At 71.1% G+C, this 19,649-nt stretch carries 21 protein-coding genes, 1 tRNA gene and 1 pseudogene; 14 read left to right on the top strand and 9 right to left on the bottom strand.

Annotated features, from left to right (window positions below; translation table 11 throughout):
* Positions 1 to 106: 106 nt before the first annotated feature.
* From Asera_RS32050 to Asera_RS32030, 5 genes are read right to left on the bottom strand one after another with little or no spacing between them, the layout of a single operon-like run.
* On the bottom strand, positions 107 to 559 hold the full coding sequence (locus tag Asera_RS32050) for a hypothetical protein (RefSeq protein ID WP_157035152.1): 453 nt from the start codon (positions 557 to 559) through the stop codon (positions 107 to 109).
* Complete coding sequence (locus Asera_RS32045; RefSeq protein ID WP_244844123.1) at positions 556 to 1,776, bottom strand: molybdopterin-dependent oxidoreductase; 1,221 nt, start codon at positions 1,774 to 1,776, stop codon at positions 556 to 558. Before Asera_RS32045 ends, Asera_RS32050 begins: the two co-directional genes overlap by 4 nt.
* Entirely contained in the window at positions 1,752 to 2,459 is a 708-nt protein-coding gene (locus Asera_RS32040) for a class I SAM-dependent methyltransferase (RefSeq protein ID WP_030449361.1), read from the bottom strand. Before Asera_RS32040 ends, Asera_RS32045 begins: the two co-directional genes overlap by 25 nt.
* The gene (locus Asera_RS32035) at positions 2,456 to 3,118 is read right to left on the bottom strand and encodes a TIGR04282 family arsenosugar biosynthesis glycosyltransferase (RefSeq protein ID WP_030449360.1); all 663 of its coding nucleotides are present in this window, start codon (positions 3,116 to 3,118) and stop codon (positions 2,456 to 2,458) included. The genes Asera_RS32040 and Asera_RS32035 overlap by 4 nt, the downstream gene beginning before the upstream one ends.
* A complete protein-coding gene (locus Asera_RS32030; RefSeq protein ID WP_030449359.1) occupies positions 3,115 to 3,789 on the bottom strand; it encodes a glycosyltransferase family 2 protein in 675 nt (224 codons plus the stop codon). Before Asera_RS32030 ends, Asera_RS32035 begins: the two co-directional genes overlap by 4 nt.
* Before the next feature lie 297 nt (positions 3,790 to 4,086).
* Here Asera_RS32030 and Asera_RS32025 point away from each other — a divergent pair, with 297 nt between their 5' ends.
* Genes Asera_RS32025 through Asera_RS32015 form a run of 3 tightly spaced genes read left to right on the top strand, consistent with a single transcriptional unit; the run spans position 4,087 to position 7,201 of the window.
* Positions 4,087 to 5,481, top strand: a complete 1,395-nt coding sequence (locus Asera_RS32025) for a hypothetical protein (RefSeq protein ID WP_051802971.1) — start codon at positions 4,087 to 4,089, stop codon at positions 5,479 to 5,481.
* Between the two features lie 5 nt (positions 5,482 to 5,486).
* Positions 5,487 to 6,197 carry a response regulator transcription factor gene (locus tag Asera_RS32020; protein ID WP_211255784.1) on the top strand — a complete coding sequence of 237 codons (711 nt, stop codon included), beginning with the start codon at positions 5,487 to 5,489 and terminating at the stop codon, positions 6,195 to 6,197.
* Positions 6,194 to 7,201: a sensor histidine kinase gene (locus Asera_RS32015; protein ID WP_030449356.1), complete on the top strand. Its 1,008-nt coding sequence runs from the start codon at positions 6,194 to 6,196 to the stop codon at positions 7,199 to 7,201. Before Asera_RS32020 ends, Asera_RS32015 begins: the two co-directional genes overlap by 4 nt.
* Positions 7,202 to 7,363: 162 nt before the next feature.
* Here Asera_RS32015 and Asera_RS33470 read toward each other — a convergent pair whose 3' ends face one another.
* Both Asera_RS33470 and Asera_RS32005 read right to left on the bottom strand, forming a co-directional pair.
* A complete protein-coding gene (locus tag Asera_RS33470) occupies positions 7,364 to 8,593 on the bottom strand; it encodes an NAD-dependent epimerase/dehydratase family protein (RefSeq protein ID WP_084132741.1) in 1,230 nt (409 codons plus the stop codon).
* Positions 8,594 to 8,598: 5 nt separating this feature from the next.
* Entirely contained in the window at positions 8,599 to 9,414 is an 816-nt protein-coding gene (locus Asera_RS32005; protein WP_280529755.1) for an S-methyl-5'-thioadenosine phosphorylase, read from the bottom strand.
* A gap of 358 nt (positions 9,415 to 9,772) precedes the next feature.
* Between Asera_RS32005 and Asera_RS32000 the strand changes: the two genes are divergently transcribed.
* Positions 9,773 to 10,336: a YqgE/AlgH family protein gene (locus Asera_RS32000; protein ID WP_030449353.1), complete on the top strand. Its 564-nt coding sequence runs from the start codon at positions 9,773 to 9,775 to the stop codon at positions 10,334 to 10,336.
* 76 nt (positions 10,337 to 10,412) lie between these two features.
* Positions 10,413 to 10,485 (top strand) — tRNA-Ala (locus tag Asera_RS31995).
* 698 nt (positions 10,486 to 11,183) lie between these two features.
* Here Asera_RS31995 and Asera_RS31990 read toward each other — a convergent pair.
* A pseudogene (locus Asera_RS31990) lies at positions 11,184 to 11,714 on the bottom strand (phosphotransferase-like protein); the annotation flags it as partial.
* Between the two features lie 648 nt (positions 11,715 to 12,362).
* On the opposite strand from Asera_RS31990, the gene Asera_RS31985 reads away from it, so the two are divergent.
* The 9 genes from Asera_RS31985 to Asera_RS31945 all read left to right on the top strand — a co-directional run bounded on the left by Asera_RS31985 (position 12,363) and on the right by Asera_RS31945 (position 19,259).
* Positions 12,363 to 13,391: an HIRAN domain-containing protein gene (locus Asera_RS31985; RefSeq protein ID WP_212804782.1), complete on the top strand. Its 1,029-nt coding sequence runs from the start codon at positions 12,363 to 12,365 to the stop codon at positions 13,389 to 13,391.
* A gap of 44 nt (positions 13,392 to 13,435) precedes the next feature.
* Positions 13,436 to 14,215 (top strand): transposase, encoded by a 780-nt coding sequence (locus Asera_RS31980; protein WP_212804483.1) that lies wholly within the window; start codon positions 13,436 to 13,438, stop codon positions 14,213 to 14,215.
* A 486-nt stretch (positions 14,216 to 14,701) separates the two neighbouring features.
* Positions 14,702 to 15,139, top strand: a complete 438-nt coding sequence (locus Asera_RS31975; RefSeq protein ID WP_157035258.1) for a transposase — start codon at positions 14,702 to 14,704, stop codon at positions 15,137 to 15,139.
* 804 nt (positions 15,140 to 15,943) lie between these two features.
* Positions 15,944 to 16,273 (top strand): PadR family transcriptional regulator, encoded by a 330-nt coding sequence (locus tag Asera_RS31970; protein WP_030450030.1) that lies wholly within the window; start codon positions 15,944 to 15,946, stop codon positions 16,271 to 16,273.
* A gap of 2 nt (positions 16,274 to 16,275) precedes the next feature.
* Entirely contained in the window at positions 16,276 to 17,085 is an 810-nt protein-coding gene (locus Asera_RS31965) for an ABC transporter ATP-binding protein (RefSeq protein WP_035298973.1), read from the top strand.
* Positions 17,082 to 17,849, top strand: a complete 768-nt coding sequence (locus Asera_RS31960; RefSeq protein ID WP_030450032.1) for an ABC transporter permease — start codon at positions 17,082 to 17,084, stop codon at positions 17,847 to 17,849. The genes Asera_RS31965 and Asera_RS31960 overlap by 4 nt, the downstream gene beginning before the upstream one ends.
* 35 nt (positions 17,850 to 17,884) lie before the next feature.
* Complete coding sequence (locus Asera_RS31955; protein ID WP_030450033.1) at positions 17,885 to 18,241, top strand: DUF1048 domain-containing protein; 357 nt, start codon at positions 17,885 to 17,887, stop codon at positions 18,239 to 18,241.
* A gap of 1 nt (position 18,242) precedes the next feature.
* On the top strand, positions 18,243 to 18,560 hold the full coding sequence (locus Asera_RS31950; protein ID WP_030450034.1) for a DUF1048 domain-containing protein: 318 nt from the start codon (positions 18,243 to 18,245) through the stop codon (positions 18,558 to 18,560).
* Between the two features lie 213 nt (positions 18,561 to 18,773).
* Entirely contained in the window at positions 18,774 to 19,259 is a 486-nt protein-coding gene (locus tag Asera_RS31945; protein WP_157035259.1) for a hypothetical protein, read from the top strand.
* A 2-nt stretch (positions 19,260 to 19,261) separates the two neighbouring features.
* Here the strand turns inward: Asera_RS31945 and Asera_RS31940 are convergent, their stop codons facing one another.
* Entirely contained in the window at positions 19,262 to 19,639 is a 378-nt protein-coding gene (locus tag Asera_RS31940; RefSeq protein ID WP_212804780.1) for an ArsR/SmtB family transcription factor, read from the bottom strand.
* Between the last annotated feature and the right edge of the window lie 10 nt (positions 19,640 to 19,649).

Below are 19,649 nucleotides of genomic sequence, written 5' to 3'. Positions count from 1 at the left end.
CCGCTGGGAAAACCCTAGGCGGCGGTCGCCGGCGGTGTCATCCCACCTTGGATGGTCCCCGACCACCCGGATCTCCATCCTTCGAACGAGCAACGGACGGCCAGGCTCAGGGTTTCGCCCCAGGGTGTGGGCGCGAGGAGTCGGCGGCGGGCCGGCGCGACCCGGCCCGGCGACGTCGGCGCAGGACGGCGAGTGCGGCCGTGACCAGCCAGACCGCGCCGAGGGTGACGGCGAGGCCGAGCGGGTAGTTCAGCGGCAGCGCGGACGGGTTCGTCGTGCGGTACCCGAAGCCGAGCACGGTCGGCAGGAACGCCAGGACCACGGCAGCCGTGACGATCAGGCCGCCGCGGACCACGGGGTACAGATCGGCCGGTACCAGCCGGCGGGCCAGCACGGCGACCAGCAGCGCGAGCGGCGCCAACAGCAGGTCGTGGCCGAGGATCGCAACCACGGCGAACAGTCCGACCGAGATCGGCCGGGACTGGGTGGCAAGGCCCAGCGCGCCGTAGCCGATGCCGGCGAGGCCGAGCGCCACGAGGGCGGCGCGGATCGTTCTCATGGCAGTACCACCAGGCGGTCGACCCACTTGGTCTGCAGCACGCCGGGCAGGTTGGGGGCGATCACCCGGCACGGGTAGCCGTGGTCGAGGTCGAGTTCGGCGCCGTTGAGCCGCAGCGCCAGGAGGCTGCGCGGGTCGCGGCAGTGCGCAGCGGGCAACGTTGCCGCCCGGTACAGGCCGCCACGCTGCGCCGATTCCACCCGCAGCCGGCTGCCCGCCGGGGCGCCGACGAGCGCGAGCAGGTGCCGGATCGGTACGCCGGTCCAGTGCCCGGTGGCGCTCCAGCCCTCGACGCAGGCGATCGGCAGCGCGACGGTGCGGTGCGGCAGCGCGGCCAGCTCGGCGAGGGTCAGGACGCGCGGGCGGGGGCCGTCGATGTGCAGCCGGTACCGGTCGTCGGCCCGGGTGACGCCCGCCTCGACGGCGGACTTGTTCACCGTCAGGTGCTGCGGACCGATGTCGGGGCGGCGAGGTGCGAGCAGGTCCAGCCGGGACAGTGGCCGGAACGTCTGGCCGACGGAGACCAGCGTGACCACGCCGACCGCCGCACCGACCGCGCCGAGCACCCCGCGCCGGTGCACCGGGTGCGCGCCCTCGCCCGGATCGGCCGGCCGGCGGGCGAGCGCGGTGCGTACCGTCGGGAGCTGCACCGCGATGTGCACCAGCAGCGCGCCGATCGCGATCCAGGCCAGCCAGTGGTGCGCCACGGTGAAGAAGAACGGCATCGGCGGGTACCACCGGGCGATGTTCAGGATGCCGGTGGTGACCTGCGCCAGCGCGGCGCCGATCAGCACGAACACCGACAGCCGGGAGAGCAGGTGGGCCAGGTTGCGCACCGGCGGCCACTCGAACAGCTTGGGGTAGACCGACCACAGCTTCGCCAGCAGGATCGGCACCGTGGCGATGCCGGTCGCGATGTGCACGCCCTGGGTCACGCGGTACAGCTGGGTCGGCGCGGACGGCCAGTCGAACCAGCTCGGCGGATGCTGGATCAGGTGCGAGACCAGCCCGGTGGCGAAGCAGACCGGGAACGTGATCGCGAGCGCGATTCCCAGCCAGGAGGTGACCCGGGTCGACCGCAGCGGCGAGCGGAACTCCGGCATCCGGTCGCGGATCAGCGCGGTCACCGCCGGCACCCGGTCGCGGATCGGTCGGGGCAACAGCGAGACCGGGTCCGCGGTCCAGAGCGTCCTCAGCCGACCAGCTCGGCGAACCATCGCCCGTCCTCCGTCCACTGTGTACCGACGTGCAGCCCGGCCGCGGCGGCGGTGTCGGCCAGCGCGTCGACCGCCAGGTACGACCAGCGGAACGGGGCGCTGCACCGTTGCCCGTCGCGCAGCCGGAGTGCGGCCGTCCCGCTGCCGGACCCGGGCGGCCCGACCTCCACCAGTACCGTCCCGCCCGGTGCGAGCAGGTCCCGGCAGCGCCGCAGCAGCCGGACCGGGTCGGCGCCGATGCCGATGTTGCCGTCCGCGAGCAGCACGTGCTGCCAGCGGCCGCGACCGGGTAGCCGGCCAAACACCGACCGGCGCAGCGCGATCCCACCGCGGGCCCGGACCAGCGCGACCGCGGCCGGCGCGATGTCGACGCCGAGCGCGGGTACGCCGGTCGCGGCCACCGCGAGCGTGAACCGCCCGGGCCCGCACCCCACGTCCAGGGTGGCGCCGGTGCACCGGTCGACGAGCGCCCGGTCGGTCTCGTTGGGCGCCGCACACCAGGTCGCGATGTCCATGGTGGACGGTCTCGACCAGACGCCCTCCCCGGGCGATACCGGATCGGCGGCCGGATGTGCGGTCAGGGTGGCCGGTACACCGGCGACGTGCCGCGCCAACGCGGCGTCGTACATGGCAACCGGACTCGGTGCGGTCCGAGCGGTGGCGTCCAGCGAGGGCGCGGTCACGCCGGCACCTCCGCGACGTGCCGCAACTGCGAGTCGACGGCGGCGGCGAACCGGCCGCGCCCGCAGTGTGGTGCCACGGCACGGGCGTCGGCCGCGGTGTCCACGTCGCGCAGCGTCTCCAGCAGTGCCACCCGCAGACCCCGGCGGCGCAACGCGGCCAGCGTCGCGGCCCCGGTGTCCGAAGTGGACATCGGTACCCCGAGCAGGGCCACGGCATCCGCCGGCCGCCGCAGCCCCAGCAGCCACCAACCACCGTCGGCCGCCGGCCCCAGTACCGCGTCGGCGGTGTGCAACGCGGTACTCGCCGCGGTCAGCTGCGCCACCCGAAGCTGCGGGGTGTCCATGCCGACGAGTACCGCGGCGGTGTCGGGCCTCGCGGTGTCGGTGAACGCGTGGGCCAGCCGCTCGGCGAGGCCCTCGCCGTGCTGCGCCACGACCGGGAACCGGGCCGCGTGCGGTACCGGATGGTCGGGGTGCGGTTCGCCGGCGGCGACGAGGGTTCGCCGGTCGGCGGGCGTGGCCCACACCGTCGCCAGCGTGTCGTCCAGTGCCGCGGCGGCGATCCGGGCCGCCTGCGTCGGGGTCGCCGGCGGGCACAGCCGGGTCTTGACCCGGCCCGGCGCCGGCCACTTCGCGATCACCAGCAGCTGCGTCCTCATCGGACACCCCCGGCCGGCAGGGCGCGCATGATGCGGCGCATGTCGCGCACGGCCCGGGCGGTACCGAGCACCGTGCCGGAGACCTTCGACCGGGTACCGGCGGCGCGCGGCCGGTAGTCCACCTCGATCTCGCGCACCTGCCAGCCGTCGTGTGCCGCCCGCAGCACCATCTCCAGCGGGTACCCGAACCGGCGGTCGGTCAGGCCCAGGGACAACAGCGGCTGGCGCCAGGCGGCGCGCATCGGCCCGAGGTCGCGCAGCGGTACCCGGTAGCGCCGGCGCAGCCGCCGCGCGAGCACGGCGTTGGCGTACCGGGCGTGTGTCGGCCAGGCGGACCGGTCGGTGGGTATCCGGCGGCCGAGGACGAGATCGGCGGTGTGGTCCAGCAGCGGGGCGAGCAGTTCGGGCAGCTGCGCCGGATCGCAGGAGCCGTCCGCGTCGGCGAAGCAGACGATCTCGGCGTCGGAGGCGCACAGCCCGGCGTGCGCGGCGGCGCCGAAGCCGCGGCGCGGTACCGGCACGACGATCGCACCGTGCGCGCGGGCCACCTCGGCGGAGGCGTCGGTGGAGCCGTTGTCGGCCACGATCGCGGTGAACCCGGGCGGGATCCGGGACAGCACCCAGGGCAGTGCCGCCGCCTCGTTCAGGCAGGGCAGGATGACGTCGGTCATGCCGAGAACCTAGGCACAGCAGCCGTTCGCCGACCCTTACGGCTTGGTGACGCGACGACGGATTCTTACGAACCGCGAACGTCGCCGCCCGGCGGACGAGGATCGCCCACCGGGTCGGTTAGCGTCGACGCGGTGAGCAGTGCCGTACCGAATCCCGAACGGGGGTCGGGGTCTCGCGCCGGCGTCCTGGCGCCGGTCCCGGACCTCGCGACAGGTCAGGACACCAGGCGGCCACCTCGGAATGCTCGGCCGGCGCCCGAGGCGGCTCGGTGGCCGCGGGCGCTGGTTCCGCTCGCGGTGGCCGGCGCGCTGGTGCTGGGCTGCCACCTCGCCGGGGTGCGGATCGCGGGGGCGCTGCACCTCGGCCAGACGTACCCGATCGCCGGGTCCTGGCGCTCCACCGTCACCGGCTGGCTGGCGGTACCGGTGGTGGCCGGGGGGCTGGCGTACTGGGGCTGGCCACGGCTGGTGCGCCGGCTGCGCTGGCGGCCGCTGCTGGCACTGTCCACTGTGGTCGCCGCGGGCTGGTCGGTAGCGCTGTCACTGGTGGACGGGCCGGCGGGACTGACCGCGCCGCTCGCCCCGTACCAGCAGTACCCGCACGACGTGCCGCGGGTGACGGATCTCGGCGACTACCTCGCCACGTTCGCCCGGCACGTGGTCGACCCCGCGAACGGCCCGGTGTGGGCGGTGCACGTCGGCGGCCACCCGCCCGGCGCGCTCGGCCTGTTCGTGCTGCTGGACCGGATCGGCCTCGGTGGTCTCGGCTGGGCCGCCGCGCTGTGCATCGCCGGCGGTGCCCTCGCGGTGCCCAGCGTGCTCGCCCTGACCCGACTGTACGGCGGCGCCGGTGCCGGCCGCCGGGCGGCGCTGTTCGTACCGCTGGCGCCGGCCGCACTGTGGATCGCGACCAGCGCCGATGCCCTGTTCGCCGGCGTCGCCGCCGCCGGCCTGTGCGCCCTGGCCTTCGCCGCCGCCCCCGCGGTCACCACCGCGCCGGCCCGGGGCGGGCGGTCGTGGGTGGGCCGCGGGTTGCTCGCGGCCGTCGGCGGATTCGCGCTGGGCAGCTGCCTGTTCCTCTCGTACGGGCTGAGCCTGCTCGTGCTCCCGGCGATCGCGGTGGTCCTGTTCGCCCCCGATGCGGCCGGGCCGGGCGGAATCGGCCCTTCCCGACAAGACCGGTCGGCGTCGCGATGGCTGCGGGGAACCCTGTCGCCGCAACGGATCTGGCCGCTGCTGATCGGGGCGGTGCTGGTGCTGGCGCTGTTGCTGGCGGCCCGGCTGGCCGGCTTCGACTGGTGGCACGGGCTGTCGCTCGCCGCCGAACGCACCCGTACCGGCGCCCGCTCGGTCCACCCGCCGACGGTGTGGCAGGACCGGCCGACCTGGTACTTCCTGCTCGCGAACCCGGCCGCGCTCGCGGTGGTGCTGGGCCCGGCGACGATCGCCGCGCTCGGCTTCCTGCGCCGGTCCCGGCTGCTGGTGTTGCCGGTCGCGGCCGCGCTGGCGGTGCTCGGCGCGCTGGTGTCCGACCTGTCCAAGGCTGAGGTGGAACGCATCTACCTCCCGTTCGCGCTGCTGATGCTCCCGTTGACGGCGATGCTGCCGGTCCGCCGGTACGGTCGGCTGCTGCTCGCGGTACAACTGGGCTGGGCGGTGTTGATCGCCCTGACGATCGAGACGTGGTGGTGAGTGCGGTGAGCGAGCGGCCGGCCCGGGTCCTCGTGGTGGACGACGATCCGACCGTCTCCGACGTGGTTGCGCGCTACCTGCACCGCGACGGGCTGGATGTCCGGCTCGCCGCCGACGGGCCGGGCGCGTTGCGCGAGTTCGCCGACTACCGTCCCGACCTGGTGGTGCTGGATCTGATGCTGCCCGGACTGGACGGGATCGAGGTGTGCCGGCGGATGCGGGCCGGCGCCGACGTCGCGGTCATCATGCTCACCGCCCTCGGCGAGGAGTCCGACCGGGTCCTGGGCCTCGCCACCGGCGCCGACGACTACGTGACGAAGCCGTTCAGCCCGCGGGAACTGGCGCTGCGGGTGCAGTCGGTGCTGCGCCGCTCGTACCGGCCGGTCCCGCCGGCGCAGCCGGAGGTGGTGCGCGACGGCGACCTGGTGGTCGACACCGCGGCCCGGATCGCCACGCTCGGCGGGCAGCGGCTCAACCTCACCGTACGCGAGTTCGACCTGCTGGCGTTCCTGGCGCGCAACCCGGGCACCGCCTACCGGCGGGAGGAACTGCTCGCGCAGGTGTGGGGCTGGACGTTCGGCGACCACTCGACGGTGACCGTGCACGTGCGCCGACTGCGCGAGAAGGTGGAGCACGATCCGGCCCAACCGCACCGGATCGTCACCGTGTGGGGCGTGGGCTACCGGTACCAGCCGGACGGGGGAGGTGCGCGATGACCGACCGGATCCTGGTGGTGCTGATCGCGCTGGGGTGTTCGCTCGCGGTCGCGGTGCCGGGCGCGGTGCTGCTGCGGGTGCGTCGCGGCTGGTCGGTGACGGTACACGTGTGCGTACTGATCGCCGTGACGGTGCTGGCGATGGCCGCCGGTGTGGTCGGCACCGCGCTGGCGATGTTCATCTCGCCCCACGACCTGAGCGTGCTGCTGACCGTGGTCGCGGTGGCCGGCGTGGTCAGCCTCGCCGCCGCGCTGTGGCAGGGTCGCCGGCTGGCGGCGGCGAGCATGTGGTCGGCCGAGGCGCGGCGCCGGGAACGGCAGCTGGAGGCGAGCCGGCGCGAGCTGGTCGCCTGGGTCAGCCACGACCTGCGCAGCCCGCTGGCCGGGCTGCGCGCGATGGCCGAGGCCCTGGAGGACGGCGTGGTCGCCGACCGCGGCACGGTCGACGAGTACCACCGGCGGATCCGCACCGAGACCGACCGGATGGCCGGGCTGGTCGACGACCTGTTCGAACTGTCCCGGATCAACGCCGGCGCGCTACGGCTCTCGCTGTCCGCGGTGCCGCTGGGCGATCTGGTCTCCGACGCGGTCGCCTCGGCCGAACCGCTGGCCATCGCCAAGCGGGTCCGGCTGATCGCCGCCGCCGGTGACTGGCCGGTGGTGCGGGCCAGCGAGCCCGAGCTGTCCCGGGTGCTGGCGAACCTGCTGCGCAACGCGATCCGGCACACCCCGCCGGACGGTACGGTCATGGTCAGCGGCGGGCGCGACGGGGCGAACGGCTGGTTCGCGGTCACCGACGCCTGCGGCGGCATCCCGGAGGCCGACCTGCCCCGGGTGTTCGACGTGGCGTTTCGCGGCGAGACCGCACGCACCCCGCGCCCGGCCGGGGGAGGCGGCGGGCTCGGCCTCGCCATCGTGCGCGGCCTGGTCGAGGCGCACGCCGGCGAGGTGGCGGTGTCCAACGTGGACACCGGCTGCCGCTTCCTGGTCCGCCTCCCCGCCTGACCCGACGAACGCGGTCGGAGCGGCCTGGGTGGGGTAATAGCTCCACCCCACCCACCCGGGGGGCGACCCCGCAACGACCCTACCCCCGAGCCGGCCCGAGCCCGCCGGCCAGCAGCGCGCCCTGTGCACAACCGGCACCCCTGTGGACAACCCGCGAGCCTCTCACCTGCGCAGCGGCGCAGAAGCGAATTCGGTCACCCCGTCGCCGAACCCGATCGCGGCCCGGAAGCCGAGCTCGGTGCGGGCCAGATCCGGCGCGGCGACGACGTGCCGAACGTCGCCCAGCCGGTACCGGCCGGTCACCACCGGCGCCGGCCCGCCGAACGCCTCGGCCAGCACCGTCGCCATCTCGCCGACGGTGTGCGGCTGCCCCGACGCCACGTTGTACGCCCGGAACCCGCTGCCGCCGGCCGCGAACGCCGCCGGACCGGCGGCGCCCGGCTGGCGGGCATCGGGCGATCCGGCCCCGGTGGCGGTCGCCGCGGCCAGGTCGGCGGCGGGCGGTCGATCGCCCGCGGCGGCCACTGCATCGGGCGGTCGAGGCCCCGCGGCGGCCACAGCGTCGGACGGTCGAGGCCCCGCGGCGGCCACAGCGTCGGACGGTCGAGGTCCGGTGGCGGTCACCGCCGCCAGGTTGGCGGCGGCCACGTCGCGGACGTGCACGAAGTCGCGCCGCTGCGCCCCGTCCTCGTACACCTGGGGCGCCTCGCCCCGCTCCAGCGCCGACCGGAACAGCGCCGCCACGCCGGCGTACGGGGTGTCCCGCGGCATCCGCGGTCCATACACGTTGTGGTACCGCAGCGCCACCACCGAGCCGCCGGTGTCCCGGGCCCACGCCGCGGCAAGATGCTCCTGCGCCAGTTTCGTTGCCGCGTACGTGTTCCGCGGATCCAGCGGGGCGGACTCGGGCACGTTTCGCGGCCGCAGCCAGGCGCCGCAGTACGGGCAGGGCGGCTCGTACCGCCCGGCGGCCAGATCGGCCTCGCGTCGCGGTCCGGGCCGGACCGTGCCGTGCTCGGCGCACGCGTAGCCGCCCTCGCCGTACACCACCATGGACGAGGCGAGCACCAGCCGGCGTATCCCGGCGGCGGCCATCTCGGCCAGCAGTACCGCGGTGCCCAGGTCGTTGCAGCCCACGTACTCGGGCAGGTCGGCGGTGTCGACGCCGAGCCCGACCATGGCCGCCTGGTGCACCACGACGTCCACATCGGACAGTGCGGCCCGCACCGCGGCGGCATCCCGGACGTCCGCGCGGACCAGCTCATCGTCCACATAGGACGGTATCGAGTGGTGCGCGGCGGGATGCAGGCAGTCGAGTACCCGAACCTGCTCGCCGGCCGCGCGCAGCGCGTCGACGACGTGCGAGCCGATGAACCCGGCCCCGCCGGTCACGAGGATCACGGCAGCGTCACCCCGGCCTGCTCGTACGACTCGGCGCAGCCGCACGCAGGCTCGACCGGCAGCGCCGCGGCGGCGCGCAGCAACAGCGCCCGCATCCGCTCGGTGTTGGCCGCGAACACCGCGAAGACCTCGTCCTGGTTCACCCCGGCGCCCGCCTCGATGCCCGCATCCAGGTCGGTGACCAGCGCGATCGGCGTGTAGCAGAGGCCGAGCTCGCGGGCCAGCACCGCCTCCGGGTGGCCGGTCATGTTCACCACCGACCAACCCTGCGCGGCAAACCACTGCGACTCCGCCCGGGTGGAGAACCGCGGCCCCTCCACGACGACCATGGTGCCGCCGTCGACCACCTCGGTACCCGTACTCGCCGCGACGCTCGCCACCCGATCCCGGCCGACCGGGCAGTACGGGTCGGCGAACGAGACGTGCACCGCACCGTGGTCGTGGTAGGTCTGCACCCGGCCGCTGGTGCGGTCGACCAGCTGGTCGGGCAGGACGAACGTGCCCGGCCCGAGTTCCGGCCGCAGCGAGCCGACCGCGCACGGCGCCAGTACCTGCCGTACCCCGAGCGAGCGGAGGGCCCACAGGTTCGCCCGGTACGGGATCCGGTGCGGCGGGTAGCGGTGGTCTCGACCGTGCCGCGGTACGAACGCCACCCGGCGCCCGCCGGGCACGGCACCGACCATCACCGGGTCGCTCGGCGGCCCGTACGGCGTGTCGACGACGTGCTCGACCACGTCGGGGAGCAACTCGTACAACCCGGACCCGCCGATCACCCCGACGTCGGCCACCGGCCCCGTGCTCGCCTCGGTCACCGAACCACCTCTCGCTCCTGCCCGCCCCGGTCGGTACGGGTCGCCCACCATTCTTGCGGCCGTACCGCCGGCGCCCGATTACCGATCGGTGACGGACCGATCGTCACCGCGCGTCGTGGCGCCGCGGACGCCCCTCACCTGCGCTGGTACCGGCCGGAGGCGCTGCCCGTCCGCCGAAGGGCGGGTTTCCGACACTGTTCGTGACCGCAATCTCAACAATCTTGTTAGCTGGCGTTGCGCACTTCGACTTCCGCGCGAGGGGTGCACGTCGATAGCGTGCGGGGACAGCGGTGGACGGTGGGCCACCGGTACGGCTGGGGAGGCGGGCGTGCGGCACGAGCCAGGAAGGATCGGGGACATGGCGGTCGAGTCGCTCACCGGGCGACTCCTCGTCGCGACCCCGGCCCTGCGTGATCCGAACTTCGAGCGCACCGTCGTGCTGCTGCTCGCCCACGAGCGCGGCGGCGCACTCGGCGTCGTCCTGAACCGGGCGACGGAGATGCCGGTCAGCGACATCGAGGCGCTCGGCGGCTGGGCCGACCGCGCCAGCGACCCGGGCGTGGTGTTCGAGGGCGGACCGGTGCAACCCGAGGCCGCGATCTGCCTCGCCCGGGTCCGGCCGGAACGCGAGATTCGCGGCGTCACCCGCGTGGCCGGTCCGGTCTGCTCGGTCAACCTGCCCGCCGGGCCGGACGACGTGGACGAGGGCATCGAGGGCGTACGGGTGTTCTCCGGCTACGCCGGCTGGGAGGCCGGCCAGCTCGAGTCGGAGATCGACACCGGCTCCTGGCTGGTGTTCGACGGGCTGCCCGGTGACGCGTTCTTCCCCCGCCCCGACGATCTGTGGTCGATGGTGCTGCGCAGGCAGGGCGGACTGCTCGCCGCCATCGCCCTGTTCCCGTCCGATCCGTCGCTCAACTGACCCCGGGGGTACCCGGCTGGGCGGTCCGGCACGGCTGTGTACACTTGCCACCGCACGTCGCGGAAGCGACGAGCACGGGGCTGTGGCGCAGCTGGTAGCGCACCACACTGGCAGTGTGGGGGTCAGGGGTTCGAGTCCCCTCAGCTCCACCCGCACGAAGGCCCGTTGACTGATGCGTTCCCGCAGGTCAACGGGCCTTTTTCATTGCCATGGGTCGATCATGTGACCTAGATCAAATTCATGATGATCAATGCCCTGGAGGATTTCTGGAGGATCCGACCTGACCCCGTTACAACGGGGTCAGAAAATCCCTCCAGAAAGTTCGCCCGCGTGGGTGATCTTGCTCGGCACTCTGGTCCGCGGCGTTCGCGACTGCAGCCGCCCGATCCGTCGCGGTGATGTCGCGATCGCCAATGCCGTGGGCGTGAACCTTGGATTAGCCGGGCTGGACGGAGCGGTCTCGGCGGGGGAGCCGCAGGGGGAGTGGGCGTTATCGGCGACGACCGATGCGCCTCCCCACATTGCGCGTTCCGCGGCATTGCAGGTAAGGGCTGGTTGGTAGAAGGTGCTGCCGGGAGAACAGCTGAGACACTGAGATCTCTGCGCGGGCCTACCGCCTTGACCTGTGGACTTTTAACCCGGGGCGGGTTTCCCAAGATCATTCGACTTGCCCTTAGCGACCTGCGACTATGACTATCCGTGATTCACAGGAAGAACACTGGGTGCTCGTCGGATGCTCGGATGTCAAGGGCCCCAACGGATCCCTGCCATTCCGTGATCCTCACTCACGGTACATCGATACGCTGTGTTACTTCAGGATAGTGCGGTCCCGGGCGGGGCGAGCAGTTCAGCCGCGGCGCCGAGCGTCGCTTCCCTGTTTCAGCAGCTGATCGAGGACGGAACGCGCGCATTGTGCGGGGTCGGCGGTCGAGGTGTCGACGGTGGTGTCGAGTGTGAGTCCGTCGTTCACGTCGTGGGCTTGGTGTGCGGCCCAGCCGGGTTGAGCGACGTGGCGGGCTTGTTCGCGGGCGGTGAGGGTCTGGGTGGCGCAGGTGACGCCGACCAGGCGTGGTGCGAACGGTTCGAGGATGCGAAGGCAGCCGGCGCGTAGTTCGGGATGCCCGTAGGGCAGGGCACCGTCGATGATCAGGTTGAACCCGGCTTTGGCCCAGGTCACGATCGACCGGTGGAGCGTCAGGGTGAGCGTCTGGTGGTGTTGGGGATGGGACCAGTGTGGATGGTCTCCGGGCAGGGTGGGGAAGGCACGGTCGGCTTCGAGGTGCAGGGCCGGTTCGGGTAAGACGGTTTGTAGTGCGCGGGCGAGGCTGGTCTTGCCGGAGCAGGATGGCCCAGTCAACACGATCACCAGCGGCATCCGCCGATGGTAGGCACGGTGTTGGGTGCACGTCTCTGTTCCTGGTCTCGGGAGATCGCGGCGGCGACCTGGCGCTGGCTGGCTCTCACTAGCTGCGGTCTACGAAGCGAGCCCGCGTGGCGAAGCTTCCGGGGAGCCGTCCGCGGGTTGGCGAGTACTCAGGTAGGTCAGGGTGGTGTCGATCAGGTCGGTGAGGTCGCGGGCGGAGGCTTGGTCGAAGCTGATGTCGGCGATGACCTAGTGTCGGAGCGCGCCGTCTCCGAAGAAGTCGGGTGTCGTTCGCGGCGAGTGTTCTTGGTCCCGTTCGTCAGCGGCACCCCTTGAACCCGTGGACGAGCACCCGCTCCCTGTCGCCCATGGCCTTCGGCCGGCTGGCCTCGTCCTGCCGTAGAAGTCGGGCAGGGCCGGCCGCTGATCGGCGAGGTAGCTCGGAGGCTCGCTTGGTCGATGTCGGATGCATACTTCGCGTGGCCCGTACACGGCTCGGCGCACCTCGTCGTCCTCCTCATAGTGCGGACAGCGAGGTTGACGCCAGACCGCCTTACGCTCCCTACCGTGGCCGGTGATGAAGAAGCGTTCGTGAGGCAGTGATGCCGGTATCGACCGTTCGGCCATCCCACGATGCGCATTGGCATCGCTACGCTGTGGGCCATGTCGATGCCGTTCGATGTGTGGGGCCAGCGGGGCTGGGCGTCGGTGGAGGTGGCGGGCGAGTCACACCATGCGAAGGCCATTCGAACCGTGTTGGGTAACGCGTTCAAACCCTCGGGCACCGAGGTTCGGATAGACGTCGAGCTGGTTCCAGAGCCGGGCAACCGGCATGACCAGCACGCGGTTGCCGTGCGGGTGGGTAAACATCTGCTCGGTTATCTGCCGCGGGAGGAAGCGGTGAGATATTCACCGGTCCTTTCGAGATTGGCATCGCACGGTTGGACGCCACGGGTTATGGCGCGGGTCTGGGGCTCGGAATGGGAAGATTACGAGGATCACCGGCGCCGGGAGTTTCACGGCAGTGTGCGCCTGGACCTGGCGGAACCGCACATGCTGGTGCCAGCAAATGCGGCACCGTCGAGCACTCACCGTCTGCTGCCGTACGGGCACGCCATCCAGGTCACTGGTGAAGATCAGCACCTGGACACGCTGAGTGCATGGCTGCGTCCCGAGGGCGAGTGCTGGGTACATGCGACCCTGCACGAGGTGGTGCAGCAGACCGTCCGCGCCTCGCGTGCCGTGGTCGAGGTACGCATCGACGAGGAGCGTATCGGGCAACTGACACCCAAGATGAGCGGCGACATGATCCCGACCATTCAGCATCTGGCCGAGCAGGACACCATCACTGCGGTACGTGCCGTGGTGAAGGGCAACCGGATCAAGACCGAAGTGGTCCTGTACGCGTTGCGGGCGCATGAGTTGCCCGACACGTGGTTGGACGCGCGGACATCCACGCGGCAGGCCCGGGCGGCGGCACCGGCCGTGGCAGCGCCTCCGACGTCCAGCGCTACGACGGCAACTCCATCCAGCGAACCGATCCCGCCTCCGCCGACATCGTTCCGCTTCAACCCGCCACCAGACTGGCCGCCACCGCCGCCGGGATGGACTCCGCCCAGCGGCTGGCAGCCCGATGCCAGCTGGCCGGCGGCACCGCAAGGCTGGTCATGGTGGGTGGCGTCCTGGGACTAAAGGTTGTCCCGTAATCGTTGGTCCGCTCGGTCGTTGACCTTGGTGTGGAGCAGACGATCAGGTCCGATCAGCCGCAGTGGATCCCGGTGTTCACCGGCCTGTCAGCCCGGCAGTTCGGCAAGCTGGTGGCCATCGTGGCTGGTCGCGGCGGACAGCAGACCGGCGCTGGCCGCCGGTGGGGGCTCCCGCTGGCCGACCGGGTGCTGTTGGTGGCCACCTACTACCGCACCAACCTGACCCTGCGGCAGATCGCGCCGCTGTTCGGAGTATCGAAGTCGGCCGCCGGGCGCATCGTCGATCACCTGGCCCCACACCTGGTACTGGAGCCCCAGAGCCGCCGGCACCGACCCGACACGGTCCTGATCGTGGACGGCACGCTGGCGCCCACCCACGACCGGAACATGTCGGCCCGGTCGAAGAACTACCGGTACTCCACCAACCTGCAAGTGGCCATCGACGCCAACACCCGCCTGACCGTCGCGGTCGGAGATCCGTTGCCCGGCAACCGCAACGACTGCCGCGCCTACACCGACTCCGGCGTCGACCAACAGTGCGCCGGCGCGGCGGTAATGGCCGACGGCGGCTACCAGGGCAACCCGGAGGTAATCATGCCCTACCGCAAGCCGCGCGAGGGTGAACCGCCGCTGCCGCAGTGGAAACAGGACCTCAACACCGTCCACCGCCGTATCCGCGCCCGCGTCGAGCACTGCTTCGCCCACATGAAGTCCTGGAAGATCCTCCGCGACTGCCGCCGCAAACAACGAGGCGTCTGGTACGCCGCCGCCGGTATCGCGTTGATGCGCAACCTGACCATGGTCGTATGACCGGCCCGACGCGGCCGTGAAGTCCTTCCGCGTCAACCCATCAAGATCATTACGGGACAACCTTTAGTGCAGGGCCGCAAGTGACATGATCCCCGAGGAACTCGATCGTGCGGAGGTATTCGCTGACCGCTGACAAGCTGCTCTACTGCGGTCGGAGTAACGTCGGTGAACTCGACGATCGTGGGCTTCTGGAGCTCCTCAACCCGGCCGGACCCAGGCGTGCATGTCTCTTCTTGGGTTCTTCGATGTATGCGTCAAGTCCCGCGCGGCCAGCCGCACGTGCCTCGGCCTCCTGTTGTTGGTCACGAATCTGGTTCATCCGACCGGCTGCTGCTCCGATGAGGTCGGTGAGGACCTCGGGTGTCTCAGGTCGTAGCACTCGCCGGGAGCCTTCTCAAGGTTGAACAGCTGGGGCAGCTTCGTGCACTGCGCCCGGTTCGGGTCTCGGGGAAGTGGTCCACGTGCAGCTTCCATGGGCCGGACCGCATGGCGTTGAGCGTCCACCAGTGGAAGAAGTACAGCGGGTTGCTGCCGGGCATCGCGCCGCCGATCAGGGTTGCCATGGTGGACAACAGTTCAGGCACGGACACAGCCCGGCGCCGTCAACTCAAGCGCCTGACCGGCCGCTGCCAGCAGATGACCGCGCTGATGCGCCAAGTCCAGACGTTCGCCAAGATCCTCACCTGGCGGCACGGCCATGATCTACCCGACTGGATCGAGGCGACCAGACCGCTGGGGCTGCCAGGCTTCGACCAGTTCCTCGACGGTCTGATCAAAGACCAGGCCGCTGTGACCGCCGGCCTGACCCTGCCCTACAGCAACGGGCCGACCGAAGGAGCCAACACCAAGATCAAACTACTTAAGAGGCAAATGTTCGGACGGGCCGGACTCCGGCTCCTTCGCCACCGCATCCTCCGCAACTAAGCCGACCACGAAACCTGACACAGAACCGAACCTCATACAGTCCCCGGCCCGGCACGCCCCCGAAGTCGCGCCGGCCTGCAGGAGATACAGCACCGCCTCGCGGTTGCGCGCCTCGACCCGATCCAGCCGAGCCGCCCGGTCCCGACCTCCCGCTCCCGCAGGGCAAGGCCGAGCGGTACCGTCGCTGCGGACAGCAGGGCTCGCTCGGCGGCGGTGACGGCCGCCGGTGCGGACCTCGGTGCACGACGAGTACGGGGCGGGGCCGGCGATCGGTGACCGGCAGGGCGCACAGCTCATTCCCGCCCGTCGACGCTGACAGCGCGCCCAACCGGCCGCTGGAGACCGCATCGACTTTCGCCAGGATTCCCGGCGGCAGCCGCGGATGCGCCCTGCTCGGCGCGGCCGCGGGATCGCACAGCGGCGCGGTTCTGTCGAGGCGACGCGACAGCCGGCCGAGGATGCGGGCGACCCCGCCCACGGCCGCAGCCTGGGCCACCCATGCCCGAAGCGCACTGGGCAGGTCCGGGCCGGGGTCGCACCCGACGACTCCTTCATCCCTGGTCGAGCCGTCGCCACCAGTTTTGCTACCTCGAACAACGGGCGCATGGCCACACCTCACATTGCTCCTGGCGTTGGCACCTTGCCGCCGCGGAACGCCGGAGCGTGACCGGCAGACCGGGCCGGGTGGCCGCGCCGACCGGGCTGGCTCGTACGACCGACTCGGTATTCAGTGTTGCTATCTACCAGTAGTCAGCGTTACTATCTACCGGTAGTCAACGACACTGAGTAGAAAGGTGGGCGCCCATGGGCAAGCTGGTGACCGAGATGCTCAAGGGCACGCTGGAGGGCATCGTCCTCGCAGTGCTGGCCCGCCGGCCGGCGTATGGGTACGAGATCACGGCGTGGCTGCGGGACCAGGGCTTCGCCGACATCGCCGAGGGCACCGTCTACGCGCTGCTGGTCCGGGTCGAGCGGCACGGGCTGGTCGACGTGGCCAAGGTCGCGTCCGAGAAGGGGCCGCCCCGCAAGGTCTACTCCCTCAACGCCGATGGCCGGGACTACCTCGACGACTTTTGGAAGACCTGGGGCTTCCTGTCCGAACGGCTCGAACAACTCCGCCAAGGAGACAAGTGACCATGTCCGACAACGATTCCAGCAGGGCGGGCGGTCCAGTGATCCAGGTCCGCGACCTGGTCAAGTCGTACGGGAAGCTGCCGGTGCTGCGTGGCGTCGAGTTCGACGTGGCACGGGGCAGCATCTTCGCGCTGCTCGGCTCGAACGGCGCGGGCAAGACCACGATCGTCAATATCCTGACCACGCTGCTGCGCGCCGACGGCGGTACCGCCGGTGTCAATGGCTTCGACGTCGCCCGGCAGCCGGCCGAGGTGCGCGGCTCGATCAGCCTGACCGGCCAGTTCGCGGCTGTGGACGAGGTGCTCACCGGCCGCGAGAACCTGGTACTGGTGGCGCGGCTGCGGCACGTCCCGAAGCCGCGTGCGGTCTCCGACACGCTGCTGGCCCGGTTCTCGCTGACCGACGCGGCGGGGCGGAAGGTCGCCACGTACTCGGGCGGCATGCGCCGGCGGCTGGACATCGCGATGAGCCTGATCGGCGACCCGTCGGTGATCTTCCTCGATGAGCCGACCACCGGGCTCGACCCGCAGGCGCGGATCGAGGTGTGGCAGGCGGTCCGGGAGCTGTCGGCGGGCGGCACCACGGTGCTGCTGACCACCCAGTACCTGGACGAGGCGGAGCAGCTGGCGGACCGGATCGCGATCCTGCACCAGGGGCGGATCCTGGTGAACGGCACGCTCGCCGAGCTGAAGCGGCTGCTGCCGCCGGCGCAGGTGGAGTACGTGGAGAAGCAGCCGAGCCTGGAGGACGTGTTCCTCACCCTGGTCGGCGACACCGACCTGACCACCGCTGCAGCCGAAGGGAAGTCATGAGTGCGCATGTCATCGGCGACACCGCCGTCCTCACCGGACGCTCGCTCAAGCACGTCACCCGCAGCGTGGACACCATCATCACGACCGCGGTGGTCCCGATCGCGATGATGCTGCTGTTCGTGTACGTGTTCGGTGGCGCGATCAGCCAGGGCGCCAGCAGCGGAAAGTACGTGGGTTACCTGCTGCCCGGCATCCTGCTGATGACGGTGGCCTCGGGCATCTCGTACACCGCGTTCCGGATTTTCACCGACATGACGACCGGGATCTTCGGGCGGTTCCGGTCGATGCCGATCGCCCGTACCGGTGTGCTCTGGTCCCATGTGCTGACCTCGCTGGTGGCCAACCTGATCTCGGTCGCGGTGGTGTTCGGCGTCGCGTTCGCGATGGGCTTCCGTACCGGCGTGGGGGTCGGGGCGTGGTTCGCGGTGGCCGGCATCCTGGCGCTGTTCACCCTGGTGTTGACCTGGGCGGCAGTCATCCCCGGGCTCAGCGCGAAGTCGATCTCGGGGGCGAGCGCGTTCTCCTACCCGTTGATCTTCCTGCCGTTCATCAGCTCGGCGTTCGTGCCGACGAACACGATGCCCGGTCCGGTGCGGTGGTTCGCCGAGAACCAGCCGGTGACGCCGATCGTCAACACGGTCCGGGCGCTGTTCGCGCAGCAGCCGGTCAGCAGTGACATCTGGATCGCGCTGGCCTGGATGGTCGGCATCCTCGTCGTCGCGTTCGCCGGCGGGATGGTCGTCTACCGCCGCAAGATCTCCTGACCGGCGACGGTCCGGCAGTGTCGAAAGGGTACGAAATGAACTTCTGGGAAAAGGTCACAGGCAGCGCCATTAGCCGGGAGTGGAAGGGGTTCGAGGCGCGGGCCGCGGAGCTGCCGGCGGACTATCAGGCGGGGTGGCGGCAGGTCCGCTCCGGGCTGACGACCTACGCCGACTTCAGTGGCCGCAACCTGACCCCGATCCTGGACGGCGCCTTGGGGCTGCTGGAGGAGTCAGCGGCCGAGGGACAGAGCGTGGGCGAGGTGCTCGGCGACGACGTGGCCGGGTTCTGCGCGGCGCTGGCCGGCGGCGCCGGCGCCCGTAACTACCGCGACCGCTGGCGCGACCAGCTGAACCGCAACATCGCCCGCAAACTGGGACAGATGGGAGGCTGACATGGGAGTCCAGGACATCATCGAGGGCAAGAAGCAGTGGCGGACCCACCAGGCGCGGGTCCGGAAGCTGCCCCGCGACTACCAGATCGTCTACCGGGAGATCCAGAAGTACTACTTCAAGGTGGGTCCGGTGGATCTGGCCGATGGCCCGCTGCTGCCCGGCATTGTGGACTTCTTCGCGGAGGGCGCAGCCGGTGGGAAGGGCGTGCTGGAGCTCGTCGGTACCGACGTGGCGGCGTTCTGCGACGACCTGATCAAGGACTCCGACACCTACGCGGACCGCTACCAGGCGACTCGCAACGACAAGACGGACCGGTAGCGCCTGTCCATAGTGGACGACGTGGAATGGTCCAGAGTAGACATTGTGGCCTGTCTGTCCACAGTGGATGACGGAACCGGACGGCGAGTGCCGCCCGGTTCCCGTTCGCCCGGGAGATCCGCCGCCCGCATCAGGGCTCAGGATGTCGGGGCCCGGCTCGGCCGATACGGTCCAGCGCCGACTGGCCCACGCCGCCATAGTCATGGCACCCGGGTGCAGGGCGCGCAGCTGCGCCGGATCGGCCCGGAAGCCGACCGTGGCGAACCAGTCGAACATCGCGGCCAGCTCCTCGCTGTGCACCCGTACCTGCTCAACCGGCTCGGCCTCGTACCGGGCCGGCGCACCGGCCACCCGGCCGAACGCCGCTGCCAGCTCTGGACCCGTGAGCTTGTCGGCGGCCAGCTCGAGGTACGCCCGATGCCGACGTCATCGCTCGTCAGCACAGTAGGTCGGCGCGGCGATGAGAATGCGGCGAGTGTCCGACCCCGAGAGTTCGCTGCAACCTCGAACAAGGGGTGCGCGCTCGCCGACATGCCCCCGCTGGTGATCTCCGACCTGTTCGGCCTGCGCCCCCGAACTGCTGAACGATGGGCCACATTGGCAAGCGAGAGCTGGGCAGACTACCTCAATAGCCTCACAGTCACCTCACGAGACGTTGCGAGCATGAAGAGCAACAACTCCGGCCGTCAACGGCACTGACGCTAGCCGGCGGTGGGCTCGGTAACTGTGGCAGGTGTGTCGTGCTTGCCGAGCCGGAGGTGCTCGATGTGGTAGATGGCTTCGTCGAGCAGTTGGGCGACGTGGTTGTCGAACAGGGCGTAGACGATGCGTCGCCCCGATCGGGTGCTGGTGACCAGGCCCAGGGCGCGCAGCAGGCGCAGTTGGTGGGAGACGGCGGACTGCTCCATGCCGATGGTGTCGGCCAGCTCGCCGACCGGGCAGGGGCTCTGGCGCAGCCGGGTGAGGATCAGCAGCCGGCTGGGGGTGGCCAGCGCCTGCAGGGTGGCCGCGACGGTGGCCGCCGCGTCGGCGTCCAGGGTGCCGGCGGGGCCGGGCTTGCCGTCTGGTCCGTGTCCCATGCGGTGAGCC

It is taken from the genome of Actinocatenispora sera (assembly GCF_018324685.1).
Taxonomy (GTDB): domain Bacteria; phylum Actinomycetota; class Actinomycetes; order Mycobacteriales; family Micromonosporaceae; genus Actinocatenispora; species Actinocatenispora sera.
The sequence above is the reverse complement of the archived record's forward strand: the minus strand, read 5'-3'. Positions and strand labels throughout refer to the sequence as shown.

Coding starts and splice junctions, on each gene's coding strand:
- Asera_RS31975 (WP_157035258.1), top strand. CDS start 14,702: ATGGCGTTGAGCGTCCACCAGTGGAAGAAGTACAGCGGGTTGCTGCCG.
- Asera_RS32000 (WP_030449353.1), top strand. CDS start 9,773: ATGGCGGTCGAGTCGCTCACCGGGCGACTCCTCGTCGCGACCCCGGCC.
- Asera_RS32015 (WP_030449356.1), top strand. CDS start 6,194: ATGACCGACCGGATCCTGGTGGTGCTGATCGCGCTGGGGTGTTCGCTC.
- Asera_RS31960 (WP_030450032.1), top strand. CDS start 17,082: ATGAGTGCGCATGTCATCGGCGACACCGCCGTCCTCACCGGACGCTCG.
- Asera_RS32050 (WP_157035152.1), bottom strand. CDS start 559: ATGAGAACGATCCGCGCCGCCCTCGTGGCGCTCGGCCTCGCCGGCATC.
- Asera_RS32030 (WP_030449359.1), bottom strand. CDS start 3,789: ATGACCGACGTCATCCTGCCCTGCCTGAACGAGGCGGCGGCACTGCCC.
- Asera_RS31940 (WP_212804780.1), bottom strand. CDS start 19,639: ATGGGACACGGACCAGACGGCAAGCCCGGCCCCGCCGGCACCCTGGAC.
- Asera_RS32035 (WP_030449360.1), bottom strand. CDS start 3,118: ATGAGGACGCAGCTGCTGGTGATCGCGAAGTGGCCGGCGCCGGGCCGG.
- Asera_RS32045 (WP_244844123.1), bottom strand. CDS start 1,776: ATGGTTCGCCGAGCTGGTCGGCTGAGGACGCTCTGGACCGCGGACCCG.
- Asera_RS31950 (WP_030450034.1), top strand. CDS start 18,243: ATGGGAGTCCAGGACATCATCGAGGGCAAGAAGCAGTGGCGGACCCAC.
- Asera_RS31955 (WP_030450033.1), top strand. CDS start 17,885: ATGAACTTCTGGGAAAAGGTCACAGGCAGCGCCATTAGCCGGGAGTGG.
- Asera_RS31965 (WP_035298973.1), top strand. CDS start 16,276: ATGTCCGACAACGATTCCAGCAGGGCGGGCGGTCCAGTGATCCAGGTC.
- Asera_RS31970 (WP_030450030.1), top strand. CDS start 15,944: ATGGGCAAGCTGGTGACCGAGATGCTCAAGGGCACGCTGGAGGGCATC.
- Asera_RS31985 (WP_212804782.1), top strand. CDS start 12,363: ATGTCGATGCCGTTCGATGTGTGGGGCCAGCGGGGCTGGGCGTCGGTG.